This is a genomic window from Actinoplanes sp. NPDC004185 (assembly GCF_053603475.1).
The window spans coordinates 67,320-83,549 of record NZ_JBSGFR010000030.1 but is presented as its reverse complement, the minus strand read 5'-3'; the positions used below and the strand labels follow the sequence as shown (position 1 = coordinate 83,549).

The following is a 16,230-nucleotide window of genomic DNA, read 5'->3' as shown; positions in this document are numbered from 1 at the left end:
TCCGATGCGGGGAGCGAGCCGGCAGCCGGCCGGGCGGCTATTCCTCCCAGACGGGCACGGACGGTAGGCCCCGCTCGGCCCGGGCCGCGTCGGTGAGCTCCTGTATCAGCGCGGTCTTACCCCGCGTGTACGCGTCCCCCGGCCCGAACTTGTCCATCAGCTCGCGCTTGAGGGCGGCGTACCGGTCCCGGTCGGCCGGATGGGTGAGCAGGTGGTCGCGCAGCAACCGCTCGTTGCGCACCGGCCAGCTCTCCGCCGTGACGACGTGCAGGTGGTACGCCGTGCTGTCGTAGTCCTCGCGCCGGAAGAAGAGGCGCTGCGGCATGTCGGTCGGCATCCGGCGGTAACCGAACGTCCCGAGCGCGCCGGTGTTGACGTCGTCGAGATGCTCGAGGCTGGCCATCAGGTCGATCACCGGCTTGGCCGGCAGCCCGGGCACGGCGGTGCTGCCGACGTGCTCGACCGCCAGGAACAGCGGTGCCAGCACGACACAGGCCTGCCGGCCCAGGTCGGCCCACCGCTCATCCGGTTCCGCGATCGTCACAGCCAACCCACCTTCTTCAAGCGGCGATGCAGCACCACCGCGGCGCCGGCCATCAACAGCAGCACGCCCGCGTAGCCGTATCGCCAGCCCAGTTCGGGCATGAACTCGAAGTTCATCCCGTAGATGCCGGCGATGGCGGTCTGCACGGCGGCGATCGCGGCCCACGACGCGATCTTGCGCATGTCATTGTTCTGGTCGACCGACACCTGCGCCAGCCGGGCCTGCAGGATCGAGTTCAGCAGATCGTCGAAACCGGCGACCCGGTCCACCGCCCGGTTCAGCCGCCCCCGCACATCCACCAGGTACGGGTACAGCCCCGCCGGCACGACGTCGCGGTCGAGCAGCCGCTGCAACGGCTCCTGCAAGGGCAGCACCGCCCGCTTGAACTCCACCATCTCCCGCTTGAGCTGATAGATGTGCGCGATGTCGGGCGGTTTACTGGCGGAGAAGGAGACCGCCTCCAGCGCCTCGAGGTCGTGCTCCACGTGCGCGGCGACCTCCAGGTAGAGGTCGACCATGCGGCTGCTGACCGCGTACGCGACCGCCCACGGACCCTCGGCCAGCAGGGCGGGCCGCTGCTCCAGCTCCTGGCGGACCGGCCGCAGCGCCCCCGCGGCCCCGTGCCGCACGGTGATGACGAAACGGTCCCCGATCAGCACGGTGACATCGCCGGTGTCCACCACCTCGGAGCTCTCGGTCAGCTCCTCGTGCTCGACGTATCGAGCGGTGCGCAGCACGAGCCGGGTGACCTCGCCGATCACCTCGGCGGCGGGCCGGTGCCCGGCCACGGCGGCCTGCCCGGCGGTGAGCTCGTGCAGGCCGAAGACCCGGGCGATCGCGGCCATCGTGGGCTCGTCCGGCTCGTGCAGCCCGAGCCAGACGAACGCGTCCTTCTGCCTTTGCGCCTGGCGGACGGCGTGCGCGTAGTGCAGCTGCCCGGGACGCCGCACACCGTCGTGATAGACGGCACAGTCAACGACGGCGTCGGGGTTGCTGCGCCGCTGCTCCGGCTCGACGGGCACCGGGCGGGCCAGGCTCTCGATGAGCCGGCCGAGCGTACGCGGAAGGGAGCGCGTCTCGCGCCGCCGCAACCCGAACATCCGCGGTTCCCCCATCGATCGCCGGCCGTCCGGGATGACGGTAACGGTTGACCGCCCGCTTGCGCCGCACCGTGTGCCCGTACCGGGTTCGAATCCCTTCACCGGCGCGGGCCGGGCCGGGCCGGGCCGCCCAGCCCGGCCCGGCCGCCCGGATCAGGCCGAGCGACGCATCGCCCGCGTGCCGACCAGCAGGCCGAACGCGCCCACCGCGGCCGCCGCGATCGCGCCGGTCACGGTGGTCGACGCCCACACGTCGCCGTTGAACAGGGCCCGTTCCGCATCCACCACGTAGGTCAGCGGGTTCCACTTCGACAGCGCCTGCAGCCAGCCCGGCCCGGCCTCGACCGGCAGGAGCATGCCCGCGAGCAGCAACAGCGGGAAGAGCAGCGTCTGCTGCACGGTCCAGAACAACCACTCCTGATTCTTCGCCGCCAGCGCCAGTGTGTACGACAGCGACCCGAGCCCCAGGCAGAAGACGGACAGGATGACCAGGCCCAGCAGCGCGCCGCCGAGGTGCAGGTCGAAACCGAACGGCAGGCAGATCGCCACGATGACCGCGGCCTGCACGACCACCGGCACGATCTCCTTGAGCGCGCGGCCGATCAGCAGCGCGGGCCGGCGCAGCGGGGTGACCAGCATCCGCTCGTGGGAGCCGGTCTGGATCTCGAAGAGCAGGTTGGAACCGGTCATCGAGGTGCCGAACAGGCACGACATCACCACGATGCCGGGCACGAACCACTGCAGGCTCAGCTCGTCGGGCAGCAGCGGCGCGAACAGGCCCAGGAAGATCAGCGGCTGGACCAACGCGAAGACGACGGTGAACGGGTTGCGCAGGACCGGCCGCAGCTCGCGGCTGAAGACCACGCCGGTGTCGGTGACGAGATTGGTCATGACTCAGGCCTCCACGAGAGCGGGTGCGGTTTCCTCGGCGTCCCCGGCCGACCGGGCTGCGCCGCCCTCACGCAGGCTGCGGCCGGTCAACTGGAGGAAAACGTCGTCGAGCGTGGCCCGCCTGACCTCCACCTCGGCCGGCGGCAGCCCCCAGGCGCGCAGGTCGTCGAGCAGGCCGGTGACCAGCCGGGGTGCCCCGGGGACGGAGATGGTCACCTCGGTGCCGTGCCGATGGGACTTGTGCGGGACCCGGGCCGCGACCGCCGCCGCGTCGGTCTCGTGCCCGAAGCCGAGCACGATCCGGTCGCCGACGTGCTCGTCCTTGAGCCGGGCCGGGGTGTCGTCGGCGATGATCCGGCCGTGGTCGATCACGATGACCCGTTCCGCCATCGCGTCCGCCTCGTCGAGGTAGTGGGTGGTCAGCACGATCGTGGTGCCGTACCGCTCGCGCAGCTCGACGATGTGCTCCTGCAGGTTGGCCCGGTTCTGCGGGTCCAGCCCGGTCGACGGCTCGTCGAGGAAGAGGAGCTCGGGGGCGTGGATCAGGCCCATCGCGATGTCGAGGCGGCGGCGCTGGCCGCCGGAGAGCGTCGACACGGTCCGGTCGGCGACCTCGCCGAGGTCCAGCGACTCGATCAGCTCGGCGGCGCGCCGCCGGGCGTCGGCGACCTTCATCCCGTACGCGCGACCCTGGCTGATCAGCTCGTCGCGGCCGCGCTGGCTGTGCGCGGCGCCGTTGCCCTGTCCGATGTAGCCGATCCGGTGGCGCACCTCGCGTTGCGCGCGGACCACGTCGTGACCGGCGACCCGGGCGGTGCCGGAGGTCGGCGGGATCAGCGTGGTGAGCATGCGCAGGGTGGTCGACTTGCCGGCGCCGTTCGGGCCGAGCAGCGCGACCAGCTCGCCCGGAGTAACGGTGAGGTTGATCCCGCGTACCGCCTGCACGTCCTTGAAATGCCTGGTCAGCTCGTGTGTCTCAATCATGGGGGCAACGCTAGGAGCCGTTGCGGCCACTTTCTGACCGCAATCGACGGCAAACTGACGGCATGGCGAACACGAGTGCCCGGATGCTGCGTCTGCTCTCCCTGCTGCAGACCCACCGGTACTGGCCCGGCACCGAGCTGGCGGACCGCCTGGAGGTCAGCCCACGGACCCTGCGCCGCGACGTCGACCGGCTGCGCGAGCTCGGCTATCCCGTCGACGCGGCCCGCGGCGTCGCCGGGGGCTATCAGCTGCAGGCGGGCGCCGCGGTGCCACCACTGCTGCTGGACGACGAGGAGGCGGTCGCGATCGCGGTCGGGCTGCACACCGCCGCCGCGGGCGCGGTGGCCGGCCTCGAGGAGACCTCGGTGCGGGCCCTGGCGAAGGTCATCCAGCTGCTCCCGCCCCGGCTGCGCAAGCGCATCGACGCGCTGCAGGCGGCGACCGCGCCCGGGGGCTTCGGCGGTGGCCCCACCCTGGACGCCGCCAGCCTGACCACGATCGCGCTCGCCTGCCGCGGCGAGGAGCGGCTGCGCTTCGCCTACACCCCCCGCGAGGGCGCGGAATCCTCCCGCTTCGTCGAACCACACCGCCTCGTCTCGCTCGGCCGCCGCTGGTATCTGGTCGCGTGGGACCTCGACCGCGGTGACTGGCGCAGCTTCCGGATCGACCGGCTGACCGCGCCCCAGCTGACCGGCGCCCGCTTCCGCCCCCGCGAGATCCCCGGCGGCGACCCGGTGGCCTGGATGCGCTCCCGGCTGGCAGCGGCGCCGAGCCGCTACGACGTGTCGGTCGTCATCGGCCGGCCCGCGCCGGAGGTGCGGAGCTTCGTGGGCCAGTGGGGGACGGTCGAGGCGGTGTCGGCGGCGAGCTGCCGGCTGAAGATGAACGTGGACGACCTCGGCTGGCCGGTCATGGTGCTGGGCATGCTGGGCGCCGACTTCACAGTGGAGTCACCTCCGGAATTACGCGATCAGGCCCGCGCAGCAGGCGAGACCCTGCTGCGCGGAGCCGACCGGTAGCTGGACGGATCGGCGCCCCCGTGGCGCCGATCCGCACGACAAACCTATCGACCGGGTACGACATCTTTTCGCGTCGCCGGCGCCCGGCGCCCCCGCCCGATCCGGTGAAACCCGGCTGAGAATGTCGGTGGTGACCGGCATACTTCCGGTCGTGAACGAGGTGCCGGAAACTGTCGACGACGTCATCGAGCTGGCCCGCTCCGGCCGGCCGCTGAAATATGTCTTCTTCTGGGGCCACCGGCCGCAGCGCGACGGCAGCATCGGCACCGGCTGCCTGAGCCAGTGGTGGCCGTCGGCGTTCACTGTGGACGGTGTCCGGTTCAGCACGGCGGAGCACTACATGATGTGGCGCAAGGCGCTGCTCTTCGGCGACGAGGAGACCGCCCGGCTCATCGTCGCGGCGAGCCACCCCCGCCAGGCCAAGATGCTGGGCCGCCGGGTCCGCGGCTTCGACGAGCAGACCTGGGTCCAGCACCGCTGGTCCATCGTCACGCAGGCCGGTGTGGCGAAGTTCGGCCAGCGCCCCGAGCTGCGCGACTTCCTGATCGGCACGGGGGAGCGCATCCTGGTCGAGGCCAGTCCCACGGACCGGATCTGGGGCATCGGGCTGGCCGCCACCGACGAGCGGACCGCCGATCCGGCCCAGTGGCAGGGGCTCAATCTGCTCGGCTTCTCCTTGATGGCGGCCCGCGAGCAGCTCAGGGGATGAGCTTGCGCATCCGCCAGGTCCACACGTCGTCCTCCGGTCCGGCGCCGTAGGCCTTGCGTTTGTCCAGCTGTTCGAAGCCGCGCGCCCGGTAGAACGGGATGCCCTTGTTGTTGTCCACGACCACGGAGGCCCACAGCTCCCCGGCGCCGACCTCGGTCACCTGCTCGACGATCCGGTCCAGCAGCAGGGTGCCGAGCCCGCGCCCGCGTTCGGCCGGGTCCAGATAGATGACGAAGAGCTCACCGACGCCGGGCCCGGTCGTGCCACCACCGGCTGCGCCGAGGACCCGGCCGTCCTCCTCGACGACCTGGTAGCCGAGCCAGCCGGGCGGGCTCGCGGCGATCTCCCCGGCCACCCGTTCCGGGTTGTAGAACTCGGCGATGACCCGTTCGACGTAGTCGCCGGGCAACAAGCCGGCGTAGGTGTCACGGTAGGCGTCGGTGCAGATCCGGCAGATGGTCGCCACGTCGCCGGGGGTGGCGGCCCGGACGCTCGCGTTCATGCGAGGCAGATTATCCCGGCCGGGAGCGGCCCGCCGGTCACCACCGGCGGCGGTGACCCGCGCGGTCCCGGACCGTGGCCCAGACCATCTTGCCGCCCGCGGTCGGAATGGCACCCCAGGCCACCGAGTCGGCGTGCACCACCCGCAGACCGTGCCCGCGCTCGTTCAGCGGCAGCCCCGGCTCCACCGGGCAGGGGTCGATGATCCGCGGCAGCGTGGGGTCACGGTCCCGGACGGCCAGGTGCAAAGCGCTGCCACGACGCGAGATCGAGACCTCCATCTCCGTACGGGCGTGCTCGACCGCGTTGGCGACCAGCTCGGAGAGCACGGCCCGGCCGGGATGCAGCAACGGAGCGAGGTTCCAGGCGTGGCAGGCGCCGCCGACGAGGTTGCGCGCGACGCCGGGAGAGACGGGCGAGGGTGGCAGGCGCATCCGGACCACGTCGGTCAGCGGGCGGCTGCCGGTCAGCGACTCGCGGGCCTCCGCGACCGAGGTGAAGACGGGCAGGTAGCGCCGGGCGCCGATCTGGTCCAGCCGGTGCCCGAGCGGCGACCCGGCGGGCAGGCAGAGCGCGAGCCGGGCGGGCGGATCGGCGGCCGCGGCGGCCTGGGTGGCGGACAACCACACCGGCACGCTGTCGGCGGCCGGGTCCGTCACGCCGGCCGCGTCGATGAGGATGGCGGCAGGACTCTCGGCCAGGCAACGGCCGATCTCCAGGGCCACCGTGGCGCCGAGCTGCGGATGCCAGTCGCCGCGTACCGCGATGTCGATGACCGCCCCGTCCACGTCCGCGGTGACCGAGACTTGGGCGCGGGTCCCGTCGAGCGCGGGCAGGAACAGGTACGGAGGGTTCTCCTCCATGGACGCGGCTCCTCAGTCGACACGTCGGTCCGGGTATCAGGCAGTCTCGGCCGCTGCTGGGTGCCGGTCAACGAAGCTCACCCGTACGGGTGCAATCGGCCGGCCCGGCCGGGAGGATGGGCGGGTGACCGGACTAGGTGCCATCTTCCTGCCCAGCAATCCTCCCGAACAGCTGCGGAGCATCGCATGCGCCGCTGACGAGGCCGGCCTCGAGCAGCTCTGGCTGTGGGAGGACTGCTTCCTCAACAGCGGTATCGCGGCTGCCGCGGCCGCGCTGGCCTGGACGACGAGGCTGCGGGTGGGCATCGGCATCCTGCCGGCGCCGCTGCGCAATGTGGCCCTGACCGCGATGGAGGTCGCCACCCTGCACCGGATGTTCGGCGACCGCGCGATCGTCGGCCTGGGGCACGGTGTGCAGGACTGGATGGCCCAGGTCGGCGTCAAGGCCGCGTCGCCGATGACCATGCTGCGCGAGCAGGCCACGGCCCTGCGCGCACTGCTGCACGGCGAGACCGTGACCACCGAGGGCCGTTACGTACGGCTGGCCGAGGTCAAGCTCGACTGGCCGCCGGAGCAGCCGCCGGCCCTGTTCATCGGCGCGACCGGTCCCAAGACCCTGCAGCTCTCGGGCGAACTGGCCGACGGCACGATCCTGACCGGCGGCACCTCACCGGAAGGCGTCCGAGCGGCCCGGGAGCACATCGGCGCGGCGGACGGCCACCAGCTCGTCGTCTTCCTGCCGGCGGCGATGGGCCCGACGGCAGGCGACCGCATCGCCCGCCAGCAGGAGCGCCACGGCATGGACTTCCCGGGAGTGGCGGGCGACAGCCAGGCGGTGGCGGCGACGGTCGAACGTTTCGCCGAGGCCGGTGCCACCACGGTGGTCCTCCAGCCGACGGCGGACGACCCGGACCCGGAAGCCTTCGTCCGGGCCGTGGCGAAGGAGGTACGCCCGCTGGTCGGCTGACCCTGCACTATCTTGTCCGACATGCCCATTTCGCCATACCTGCACAGCCTGCGCGAAGTCGTCGGCCACCGGATGCTCCTGCTGCCGGGCGTCACCGCGGTCGTCTTCGACGACGCGGGCCGGCTGCTGCTGGGCCGGCGCACGGACAACGGCACCTGGGCGCTCATCGCGGGCTCGATGGACCCGGGAGAGCAGCCGGCGGAGACGGTCGTCCGAGAGGTGTACGAGGAGACGGCCGTCCACGTGGTCCCGGAACGGATCACGAGCGTGCTGACCCAGCCACCGAACACGTACCCGAACGGCGACGAGACGGAATTCGTCGACATCACGTTCCGCTGCCGGGCGATCGGCGGCGAGGCCCGGGTGAACGACGACGAGTCGCTGGCGGTGGGCTGGTTCGAGCTGGGTGACCTGCCCCCGATCAGCGACCTGAACCGCCGGCGCATCGAATACGCCCTGAACCCCGGCGCGGACGCGTGGTTCAGCGCCCCGGCCGTCCACCAGCCCTGACCGACGGCGCTGCGGCCGTTCGCCCCGCGCGCGGTTACCGGAGCGGGCGGGCGCGCACGTGGTCGTCGTGCCAGACGTCGCCGACCAGGAACTTCTTGGTGCCGATGATCTCGAAGCCGTGCTTCGCGTAGAACTTGGCCGCCCGCTCGTTGCGCTGGTTGACACCCAGCCAGCAGAGCCGCGCCCCGGTCGCCGCCGCGGCCTCGAGCGTCGCCGTCATCAGCGTCGCGGCGATGCCGGAGCCGTGGTTCCGCGCGGCGACATAGAACTTGCTGAGCTCGATCGCCGGCGCCGCGGTCGCGTCGCCGGCGGAACCGACCACAGCGGCCAGTTCCGGATCGTGGATCGGGCCGCCGATCAGCATCGCGTACCCGACCGCCTCGCCGGCGTCCTCGGCCAGCAGCAGGATCCGCGCCGGATCGGCCAGATACTTCTCGAAGCTCGCCAGAGCGAGATGTTCGGCGATGAAAGCGTCGATGTCGGTCTGAAGCGTGCCCGGCGGGGTAGCCAGACCGAAGGTGTCGGCCGCAAGCCGGTGCAGCTCAGCCGCGTCCGCCGGGACCGCGCGCCGGATGGTGATCGCCATGGCGTCACGATAACGGCGGCGTGACGGTGGCCATCGGGGCGTCCCGAAACTGGAAAGAGGGTTTAGAGTCGTGCCGACCGACCGATCGACGGTCCGGAACGGGAGGATGAAGCGGTGAGCGAACCGGCATTCCAGCGCAGAGGCCTCGGCGACGTGATCCCGGTGCCGGCCGAGGTGCGGCCCGACCCGGCCGCCGACTTCACGATCGGCGAGGGTACGGCGATCCGCACGGCGCCCGGTTCGGCCGAGGCCCGCCGGATCGGTGAGTACCTCGCCGCGCTGCTGCGCCCGGCTACCGGGTACGCCCTGCCGGTCGGCGAGGACTCCGGTGAGATCGCCCTGCTGCTCGATCCCGACCCCGTCACGGACGGCGACGTTGCCGGCGCCTCGGGCGGTGTCTCCGGCGGCGGCTTCGCAGCCGCTTCGGGCGGTGTCTCGGGTGGCGGCTTGGACGGCGCCTCGGGCGGTGACTCGGGCGATTTCGATGGCGCCTCGGGCGGTGACTCGGGTGACTTCGACGGCGCTTCGGGCGGCGACGAGGGTTACCGGCTCGAGGTCAGTGCGTCCGGTGTCACGGTGCGGGCCGCCTCGGCGGCTGGGTTGTTCGCCGCCGTGCAGACGCTGCGGCAGCTGCTGCCCGCCGCGATCGACGCGGCCGGCCCGCAGCAGGGCACGTGGGTGGTGCCCGGCGGCGAGATCGTCGACCGCCCCCGGTTCCCGTACCGCGGCGCGATGCTCGACATCGCCCGGCACTTCTTCACCGTCGCCGAGATCAAGGCGTACATCGACTCGCTCGTCCAGTTCAAGATCAATCACCTGCATCTGCACCTGACCGACGACCAGGGCTGGCGGCTGGAGATCGACGGCTGGCCGAGGCTCACCGAGGTCAGCGGCGGCGCCGGCACAGGCGTGGACGGCACCGGGCCGGGCTTCCTGACCCGCGCGGACTACACCGAACTGGTCGGCTACGCGGCCGAACGGTTCGTGACGATCGTGCCGGAGATCGACATGCCGGGACACGTGAACGCGGCGCAGGTCGCGTACCCGGAGCTGACCGCCGACGGCGTGGCGGTGGCGCCGCGTACCGACATGGAGGTCGGCTACAGCTCCCTGGTCGCGGACAAGGAGGAGACGTACGCGTTCGTCGAGGACGTCGTCCGCGAGGTCGCGGCGCTGACCCCGGGCCCGTACCTGCACATCGGCGGCGACGAGGCCCAGGCCACGACGGCGGAGGACTACCGCACGTTCATCCAGCGGGTGCTGCCGCTGGTCGCCAAGTACGGCAAGCGCGTTGTCGGCTGGCACGAGATGGCGGGCGTGGAGCTCCCGGAAACGGCGATCGCCCAGTACTGGCGAATCGAAGCAACGGACGAGGGCACGGCCCGCGCAGCCGCCAACGGCAGCAAGGTGATCATGTCCCCGGCGGACCGCACCTACCTGGACATGAAGTACACCCCGGACACCAAGCCGGGCCTGGACTGGGCCGGCGTGATCGACGTCGAACGGTCCTACGACTGGGACCCGGCAGACCGCCTCCCGGGCGTAACAGAAGAACACCTCCTCGGCGTCGAGGCGCCGCTGTGGTCGGAAACGCTGCGCAGCCTCGCCGACGTGCAGACAATGACCTTCCCGCGCCTGCCGGCCGTCGCGGAGATCGGCTGGTCCCCGCGCGCCACGCACGACTGGGAGTCGTTCCGGCAGCGGCTGGCGGCCTTCGGTCCCCGCTGGCGAAACCAGGGCATCGCCTTCCACGCGGCTCCGGAGATTCCCTGGAACTAGGCCGACCGCATCGCGGACCACGGCGTTCGGAGCAAGTCCGGAGGTCAGGGTCCGTGAGCGGCAGTAGTGGGCGGCCATCGGGACAGGTCCCGCTCAGCGGCGGACCCGGCTTGGGCCCGGACCTGGCTTGCGCCGGGCCTGGCTTGGGCCGGACCTGGCTTGCGGGCGGATCCGGCTTGGGCCGGACCTGGCTTGCGCCGGGCCTGGCTTGGGTCGGGCCTGGCTTGGGTCGGGCCTGGCTTGCGCCGGACCTGGCTTGCGCCGGACCTGGCTTGCGCCGGACCTGGCTTGCGCCGGACCTGGCTTGCGCCGGACCTGGCCTGCGGCGTACCTGGCCTGCGGCGGCGGCGGACCGGCCGGCGGCGGACCCGGCCCGCTCCCTGCGGGAGGGCCCGGCAGGCCGCCGCTGGGCAATCACCACCCAGCTGCGATGCGCCCGCTCACCAGCCGCCGGCCGAGCACCCGATCCAAGCCACCCGAGCCACCCGAGCCACCCGAAGCGTCAGCCGATCCGTTCGACCAGGGCGACGTGATCCTTCGCCGGATCCGCGACCGTACCGACTCCCCAGAACGCCGACGTCCCGGGAATGTTCTCCACCGCCGACAGGAACGGGTCTGCCGCCGAGAACGGATTGTCGGCCCGGACCTTCGGCCCGTAGACCACACTCCACTTCTTGCCCTGGTAGCGCAGGAACAGCGACCCCGGGTACGACACCCCGTACGGCTCGCTCGGGTTACTTCCGGTCACCCACAGGTTGCCCGCGGCGTCGCCGCCGATGGCCCACAGATTTGCCGACTCGGTCGGTGCGGCCACGCGCTGCCACGAGATGCCGTCCCAGTGCATGATCAGCGGCTTCGGCCGGGACGTGTCGTACTCGACGGTCCCGACCGCCCACGCGTCAGTGGCCGAGCGCGCGTGCACGCCGGTCAACCGCGCACTGAGCACCTTCGGCAGCGCCGCCACCCTCCAGATGTTGCCGGTGCGCTGCACGATCAAGGGTTCCGGATAACCAGCGTCGTCGACGTGCCAGGAGCCGACCGCGAACGCGGCACCGCCCGGTGCGGTCGCTACCGCCTGCAGGCTTCCGCTCCACGCGTCACTGCCCGGTACGACGACTTCCTGGAGCGCTGGCCGTCCCACTCCATGACGAGGGCGCCACCCGCACGCCGCGCGCCGACGATCAGCGGCTTGCCGTTGCGGGCCGCCACGTCGCTGAACCGGCCTTGGTCGGCCACCGGATAGCCCTGCCAGGCCGCGCCATCCCAATGAGCCGCGTACGGCAGCTGCCTGTCGTCCTGCCCGGCCGCCCACACGTTCGACGGATCCACAGCGCTCACCGCTTCCGGTGAGTCGAACGGCGCGGGCAGGAGGCTCTCCGACCACATCCTGCCGTTCCATCGCACCAGTGCGGCCGGCTGGACCGGAATGCGCCCGTACGCATTGTCCTGATATCCCACCGCCCAGGCGTCAGCCGCCCCGGTCGCGCTCACGTCGACCAGCCGGCTCGCCGGTTTCAGCGGTGGTTCCGCCGTGATCCGCCACGTCGCCGCCGCCTCGGCCGGCACCGCACCGGCCAGGGTGACCGCGATCGCCGCGACCGCTGCCACCACCGGCGCACGCCTCATCGCCCCCATGGACATCTCCCTCGATAGGTGGAATGCCCATCAGCGTCACAGCTGTCGATGGCCGGCGCGAGGTGCGCGGCCTGACCGTAAGGACCTCGTAAGAGGTCCCTCGTCGCTCACGGAACTACGATTTCCACGTCGCTGGCCGGCCGGGCCGGGATGCGGCTCAGGTCGATGCTCAGGTTCTGCGGGGGCAGGTGGTAATCGAGCCGGGCCAGCCTTTGCACCAGGGTGCCGAGCAGGGCGACCGTGATCTGCTCGCCGGGGCAGCGGTGACCCGTGCGGGGATCGCCGCCACCCTGCGGGATCAGGTCGAAGTCGCCGATCGGCCGGTCCACGAAACGCTCCGGACGGAATTCGTACGGCCGGGGAAAGAGGAGGGGGTCGTGGTTCTGACCGTAGACATCGAGCAGCACCAGCGCGCCCTTCGGGATGTGCTGGCCGGCGAAGCTCAGGTCGGCGATCGCCCGCCCGCCGAGGAACGGGGCGAACGGGTAGAAGCGGCGCACCTCGTGCACGAAGGCCGCGGTGAACTCCTCGTCACCGTCCCGCAACGGGCGGCGGTGCTGCGGCCACCGGTCCAAGGCGTGCGCGCTGAACGCGACGAACCACGCCACCGCGGTCGCCGGGCGGATGATGTTGATCAGTTCCACGGCCGCCGTACGGGGATCGAGCGGCTCGCCGTCCTCGCGGAAGTACGCGATCGTGGTGATCGCCGCATCGGCCGGTGCGATGACGTCGCCGCTGCGTACCCCCTCGATCTTCTTGGCCAGCCAGCGCTCGCGCCGGCGGCGGGCCGCCAGGGCGCGCCAGTGCCGTGGGCCCGGGCTGGCGAAGCCGTCCACCATCGCCATCAGGTCGGCGGCCAGTTCCGGCAGCTCGTCGTCGGTCGCCGGGATGCCGGCCCACCGGGTCACCGCACGAGCGATGACCAGGGCGGACTCGTCGAAGAGAGTCACCGACGGCCGACCGCGCCAGCTCTCCGCGGCCTCGTCGAACGACTCACCGACCAACTTGGCGAGCACATCGATGCCGTCGTTCATCAGCAGCGCGACGAACAGCGCCTTGCGGTGCCGGTGCGCCTGTCCGTCGAGCGTGTGCACCGCACCCTTGCCGAAGAGCGTGGCCACGATCGGATGTGGCAGAGCGGAGTGCCGCTCGAGGTGGCTCTCGTCGTAGAAGAACCGCACGGCCTCCGGTCCGCAGATCGCCACCGCCCGCCGGCCCAGCACCCGCAGCGGCACGGGCCGGTCGTGATGCCGGCGACGAAGATCGGGCAGCCAGGCGTAGCCCATGATGCCGGCCACGAGAGTCTGATCGAGGTCAGTCATGCGGTCGTGCATCCCCGCGACGCCGCCGCCGAAACGGCGGCGTTGTGTCGCCGGCGTGAACGTCCCGAAATCTTCCTTAAATCTTCCTACCGGTACGGGGTGACGACACGTCGGATCCGCGCACGTCACCGCCCTTGTTCGGGGCTCAATCGTGACCGTCCGGCGGAGCGGCGGCCATGGCGTTGTCGTAAGCCGGCCCTAGGCTAGCCGCGTGCAGAAGAGGGTGCTGGCATCGGCGACCGCGCTGGCCGGGTTCCTGCTCGTCGCGGCACTGCAGCTCGCGCTGGTCGTGGTGCCGGTCCTGCTGCTGCTGTCGATGCTGCCGGGCGCGGCTGCCCTGCGCCTGGGCGTCCCCGTCTGCATCGCTACGGTCGGCGTGATGGCGTACGCGACGTGGCGCGCCCTGCACACGCGCCGCCCCGAGCCGGTCGGCATTCCGGTGACCCGCGCGGACGCCCCGCGCCTGTGGGAGCTGCTCGACGGCGCCGCGGTGGCCGCCGGCACCCGCACACCCGACCGGGTGACGATCGTCGCCGACGCGGCCGCGAAGATCATCGAGCGCACCCGCCTGCTCGGCCTGCTCGGCGGCCGCCGCGACCTCTACCTCGGCCTGCCCCTGCTCCAGGCGTGGGACGAGGCGCACCTGCGCGCGGTCGCAGCCCACGAGCTTGGCCACTTCTCGCCGCGACTGGGCCGGCTAGCGCCGCTGGCCTACCGCGGCCGGGTAGCGGTCGGCCGGACGGTGCCGCGCATCCCGCCGCGCAATCCCGCCGGGCCACTGCTACGGACGTACGCGAAGTGGTACCGACGGATCGACGCACCGTTCAGCCGGGCCCAGGAGCTGACCGCCGACCAGATCGCCGCCGAGTACGCCGGCCGTCCTGCCGCCACCGCAGTGCTCCGCGACCTGCCGGCCTTGGACGCTCTGCAACGAATCTTCCACGCTGAGTATCTGGGGCCGGGCTGGCAGGCGGGACACGTGCCGGACGACCTGTTCGGCGGGTTCCTGCGCGTGCTGGCGGCCCGGGCGGACGACGTGGCGGTGCTGCGAGCCCGAGACCCGGGGGCTCCGTCCACTTGGGACACGCATCCACCGGTGGCCGAGCGGCTCGCGGCACTGAGTGCGTCCCAGGTCGTCACGCCGCGAGCGCCTGTCGCGGACGAACGCGGGTCGTCCTCCGAGCGAGAGCCGGAGCTGGTCGGGGCGGCGGCCTCGGCATCCAGCGCCTCGATGACCAGTCCTGGGCTGAGCACGACCGGGCCGGTTGCTGCGGGCGAGCCCAGCAGCAGTGGGCCGGACGCTGAGGTCGGGTTTGGCGCCGGCAAGCGGTCTCCTGCGGGTGGGCTGGCCAGTGGCGGGCCGACCACTGAAGGACCGGATGCTGGAGGCGGGGCCGGCGCCAGCGGACTGGCTACCGCAGAGCGGCCGAGCATTGGCGGGCCCATCGCTGAAGGGAAACCGAGCACTCAGGGCCGGCCGAGCGCCGGCGGCTCGAAGACCGACGAAGCCGGGAAGCCGGTGGAATCGCCCGGCGCGGCAGTGTGTGGCGACTCATCGCCGAATCAGACATCCAGCCGTTTGTCTTTCGCACCGAGCCGACCGGATTCGTCGGCGGGGGCTTCGGTCGCCGCTGCCCAGCCCCATGAGGGAGCCGCGGCCCAATTTGGTGAGAGGGCTGCGACTCAGCCCGATGTGGCAGCTGCGGCTCAGCCTGGTGAGAGGGCTGCGGCTCAACCCGATGGGCGAGCTACGGCCCAACCCGATGGGCGAGCCGCCGCCAAGCTCGATGAAGACGAGAGCGATCCGCAACCGGCCGGGTTCGATCTCGGCGCCCCGGCCGGAGATCTGGTGCCCGACCTCCCCGGACTCGGACGGGCGCTGCAGGGAGTCGCCTTCCCCGCCCAAGGCCGCACCACCGTCGACTGGGACTCCTTCTTCGGCGCCGCCCGGACGGTCGAGATGCAGCGCGAGGCCGATGCCGCCCTGGCCACCATCTCCCGCGCCGCCGCCGTGCCGGTCGTGACCGCCGCCGACGTCCTCGACCTGGCCGCCGACGGCCGGCTGCACAAGGCCGCCGAGTCAGTTTTCGCCGGCCTCCCCGCCGATGAGACCGCAGCCCGCGTCGCCGAGCTCGTCACCCTGCTGCTCGCCCTGGCCGCCTTGCGCAGCGGGGCCGCCCGCTGGCGGCACAGCTGGACCGGCAACGCCGAGCTCATCGCCGCCGATGGAGCCCATCTCGACCTCGGTGGCCTCGCCGCACTGGCCAGCGACCCCGCCACGGTCGCCACCGCCCGGGAGCGGCTCGCCGAGTTGCGCATCGATCCCGCTGCCGTGGCCGGCGCGGACACCGCACAGACCCGGCCCGAGGTGGTCGGCGGCGTGGTCAACCTGATCATCGACGGCGCCCGGACCGACCTGCTGATCGTCGACACCGGATTGTTCCTCGTGCCCGGTCTGCCCCGTTCGCAGAACGGCTCGGCCAAGCGCCGGCTCGCCCGGTTCGCGGCCGCCGATGTGCCGCAGCGCGACGAGGCCGCGCCCGGCAGCCGGTTCGTGCCGTTCGCCGAGGTGGCCGGCGCGACCCGGCTCCGGCGCCGGAGCTGGGATCTGAGCCTGCGCGACGGCGGGACGCTCAGTGTGCGGACGGCGCTGGATTCCGACGAGTTGCCGGGTGGCTGGGCCGCGCTCGACGACGCCGTAGCGTTCCTGTCCCGTACCAGATAGTTGCCGAGCCGGCTGAACCGTTGGCCGGCGCCGTCCGTGGTGAAGAAGAGACGTCATTCCGACGGGGTGAGTCACGAGCTTGTCACCAGGGGTCA

The 16,230-nt window shown here is 72.0% G+C and carries 16 protein-coding genes; 6 read left to right on the top strand and 10 right to left on the bottom strand.

The window, feature by feature from the left end:
* Positions 1 to 37: 37 nt before the first annotated feature.
* From ACWEOZ_RS28320 to ACWEOZ_RS28305, 4 genes are all read right to left on the bottom strand, one after another.
* Complete coding sequence (locus ACWEOZ_RS28320) at positions 38 to 544, bottom strand: GrpB family protein (RefSeq protein ID WP_451913700.1); 507 nt, start codon at positions 542 to 544, stop codon at positions 38 to 40.
* Positions 541 to 1,644: a magnesium and cobalt transport protein CorA gene (locus tag ACWEOZ_RS28315; RefSeq protein ID WP_451913699.1), complete on the bottom strand. Its 1,104-nt coding sequence runs from the start codon at positions 1,642 to 1,644 to the stop codon at positions 541 to 543. Before ACWEOZ_RS28315 ends, ACWEOZ_RS28320 begins: the two co-directional genes overlap by 4 nt.
* A gap of 153 nt (positions 1,645 to 1,797) precedes the next feature.
* A complete protein-coding gene (locus ACWEOZ_RS28310) occupies positions 1,798 to 2,535 on the bottom strand; it encodes an ABC transporter permease (protein WP_451913698.1) in 738 nt (245 codons plus the stop codon).
* Positions 2,536 to 2,538: 3 nt separating this feature from the next.
* Complete coding sequence (locus ACWEOZ_RS28305; protein ID WP_451913697.1) at positions 2,539 to 3,519, bottom strand: ABC transporter ATP-binding protein; 981 nt, start codon at positions 3,517 to 3,519, stop codon at positions 2,539 to 2,541.
* Between the two features lie 62 nt (positions 3,520 to 3,581).
* Between ACWEOZ_RS28305 and ACWEOZ_RS28300 the strand changes: the two genes are divergently transcribed.
* Positions 3,582 to 4,538 carry a helix-turn-helix transcriptional regulator gene (locus tag ACWEOZ_RS28300; RefSeq protein ID WP_451913696.1) on the top strand — a complete coding sequence of 319 codons (957 nt, stop codon included), beginning with the start codon at positions 3,582 to 3,584 and terminating at the stop codon, positions 4,536 to 4,538.
* Positions 4,539 to 4,689: 151 nt separating this feature from the next.
* Positions 4,690 to 5,247 (top strand): NADAR family protein, encoded by a 558-nt coding sequence (locus tag ACWEOZ_RS28295; protein ID WP_451913695.1) that lies wholly within the window; start codon positions 4,690 to 4,692, stop codon positions 5,245 to 5,247.
* Here ACWEOZ_RS28295 and ACWEOZ_RS28290 read toward each other — a convergent pair.
* Positions 5,237 to 5,749, bottom strand: coding sequence for an N-acetyltransferase family protein (locus tag ACWEOZ_RS28290; RefSeq protein WP_451913694.1), 513 nt, complete (start codon positions 5,747 to 5,749; stop codon positions 5,237 to 5,239). The genes ACWEOZ_RS28295 and ACWEOZ_RS28290 overlap by 11 nt on opposite strands.
* A gap of 37 nt (positions 5,750 to 5,786) precedes the next feature.
* Positions 5,787 to 6,611, bottom strand: coding sequence for an ATP-binding protein (locus ACWEOZ_RS28285; RefSeq protein ID WP_451913693.1), 825 nt, complete (start codon positions 6,609 to 6,611; stop codon positions 5,787 to 5,789).
* A 124-nt stretch (positions 6,612 to 6,735) separates the two neighbouring features.
* Between ACWEOZ_RS28285 and ACWEOZ_RS28280 the strand changes: the two genes are divergently transcribed.
* Positions 6,736 to 7,578 (top strand): LLM class flavin-dependent oxidoreductase, encoded by an 843-nt coding sequence (locus ACWEOZ_RS28280; protein ID WP_451913692.1) that lies wholly within the window; start codon positions 6,736 to 6,738, stop codon positions 7,576 to 7,578.
* A gap of 21 nt (positions 7,579 to 7,599) precedes the next feature.
* Positions 7,600 to 8,088 carry an NUDIX hydrolase gene (locus ACWEOZ_RS28275; protein WP_451913691.1) on the top strand — a complete coding sequence of 163 codons (489 nt, stop codon included), beginning with the start codon at positions 7,600 to 7,602 and terminating at the stop codon, positions 8,086 to 8,088.
* A gap of 34 nt (positions 8,089 to 8,122) precedes the next feature.
* Here the strand turns inward: ACWEOZ_RS28275 and ACWEOZ_RS28270 are convergent, their stop codons facing one another.
* Positions 8,123 to 8,674 (bottom strand): N-acetyltransferase family protein, encoded by a 552-nt coding sequence (locus ACWEOZ_RS28270; RefSeq protein WP_451913690.1) that lies wholly within the window; start codon positions 8,672 to 8,674, stop codon positions 8,123 to 8,125.
* A 114-nt stretch (positions 8,675 to 8,788) separates the two neighbouring features.
* On the opposite strand from ACWEOZ_RS28270, the gene ACWEOZ_RS28265 reads away from it, so the two are divergent.
* Positions 8,789 to 10,453, top strand: a complete 1,665-nt coding sequence (locus ACWEOZ_RS28265; protein WP_451913689.1) for a family 20 glycosylhydrolase — start codon at positions 8,789 to 8,791, stop codon at positions 10,451 to 10,453.
* A gap of 502 nt (positions 10,454 to 10,955) precedes the next feature.
* Here ACWEOZ_RS28265 and ACWEOZ_RS28260 read toward each other — a convergent pair.
* The 3 genes from ACWEOZ_RS28260 to ACWEOZ_RS28250 all read right to left on the bottom strand — a co-directional run bounded on the left by ACWEOZ_RS28260 (position 10,956) and on the right by ACWEOZ_RS28250 (position 13,410).
* Entirely contained in the window at positions 10,956 to 11,450 is a 495-nt protein-coding gene (locus tag ACWEOZ_RS28260; protein ID WP_451913688.1) for a hypothetical protein, read from the bottom strand.
* Between the two features lie 71 nt (positions 11,451 to 11,521).
* Positions 11,522 to 12,088 (bottom strand): hypothetical protein, encoded by a 567-nt coding sequence (locus ACWEOZ_RS28255; RefSeq protein ID WP_451913687.1) that lies wholly within the window; start codon positions 12,086 to 12,088, stop codon positions 11,522 to 11,524.
* 107 nt (positions 12,089 to 12,195) lie between these two features.
* Positions 12,196 to 13,410 (bottom strand): cytochrome P450, encoded by a 1,215-nt coding sequence (locus tag ACWEOZ_RS28250; protein ID WP_451913686.1) that lies wholly within the window; start codon positions 13,408 to 13,410, stop codon positions 12,196 to 12,198.
* Between the two features lie 211 nt (positions 13,411 to 13,621).
* On the opposite strand from ACWEOZ_RS28250, the gene ACWEOZ_RS28245 reads away from it, so the two are divergent.
* On the top strand, positions 13,622 to 16,135 hold the full coding sequence (locus ACWEOZ_RS28245; RefSeq protein WP_451913685.1) for a M48 family metalloprotease: 2,514 nt from the start codon (positions 13,622 to 13,624) through the stop codon (positions 16,133 to 16,135).
* Positions 16,136 to 16,230: the final 95 nt, after the last annotated feature.

What these genes read in the sequence shown, in the direction of transcription:
- ACWEOZ_RS28300 (WP_451913696.1), top strand. Translation starts at nt 3,582, where the DNA reads ATGGCGAACACGAGTGCCCGGATGCTGCGTCTGCTCTCCCTGCTGCAG.
- ACWEOZ_RS28290 (WP_451913694.1), bottom strand. Translation starts at nt 5,749, where the DNA reads ATGAACGCGAGCGTCCGGGCCGCCACCCCCGGCGACGTGGCGACCATC.
- ACWEOZ_RS28305 (WP_451913697.1), bottom strand. Translation starts at nt 3,519, where the DNA reads ATGATTGAGACACACGAGCTGACCAGGCATTTCAAGGACGTGCAGGCG.
- ACWEOZ_RS28315 (WP_451913699.1), bottom strand. Translation starts at nt 1,644, where the DNA reads ATGTTCGGGTTGCGGCGGCGCGAGACGCGCTCCCTTCCGCGTACGCTC.
- ACWEOZ_RS28250 (WP_451913686.1), bottom strand. Translation starts at nt 13,410, where the DNA reads ATGACTGACCTCGATCAGACTCTCGTGGCCGGCATCATGGGCTACGCC.
- ACWEOZ_RS28285 (WP_451913693.1), bottom strand. Translation starts at nt 6,611, where the DNA reads ATGGAGGAGAACCCTCCGTACCTGTTCCTGCCCGCGCTCGACGGGACC.
- ACWEOZ_RS28255 (WP_451913687.1), bottom strand. Translation starts at nt 12,088, where the DNA reads ATGGGGGCGATGAGGCGTGCGCCGGTGGTGGCAGCGGTCGCGGCGATC.
- ACWEOZ_RS28310 (WP_451913698.1), bottom strand. Translation starts at nt 2,535, where the DNA reads ATGACCAATCTCGTCACCGACACCGGCGTGGTCTTCAGCCGCGAGCTG.
- ACWEOZ_RS28275 (WP_451913691.1), top strand. Translation starts at nt 7,600, where the DNA reads ATGCCCATTTCGCCATACCTGCACAGCCTGCGCGAAGTCGTCGGCCAC.
- ACWEOZ_RS28270 (WP_451913690.1), bottom strand. Translation starts at nt 8,674, where the DNA reads ATGGCGATCACCATCCGGCGCGCGGTCCCGGCGGACGCGGCTGAGCTG.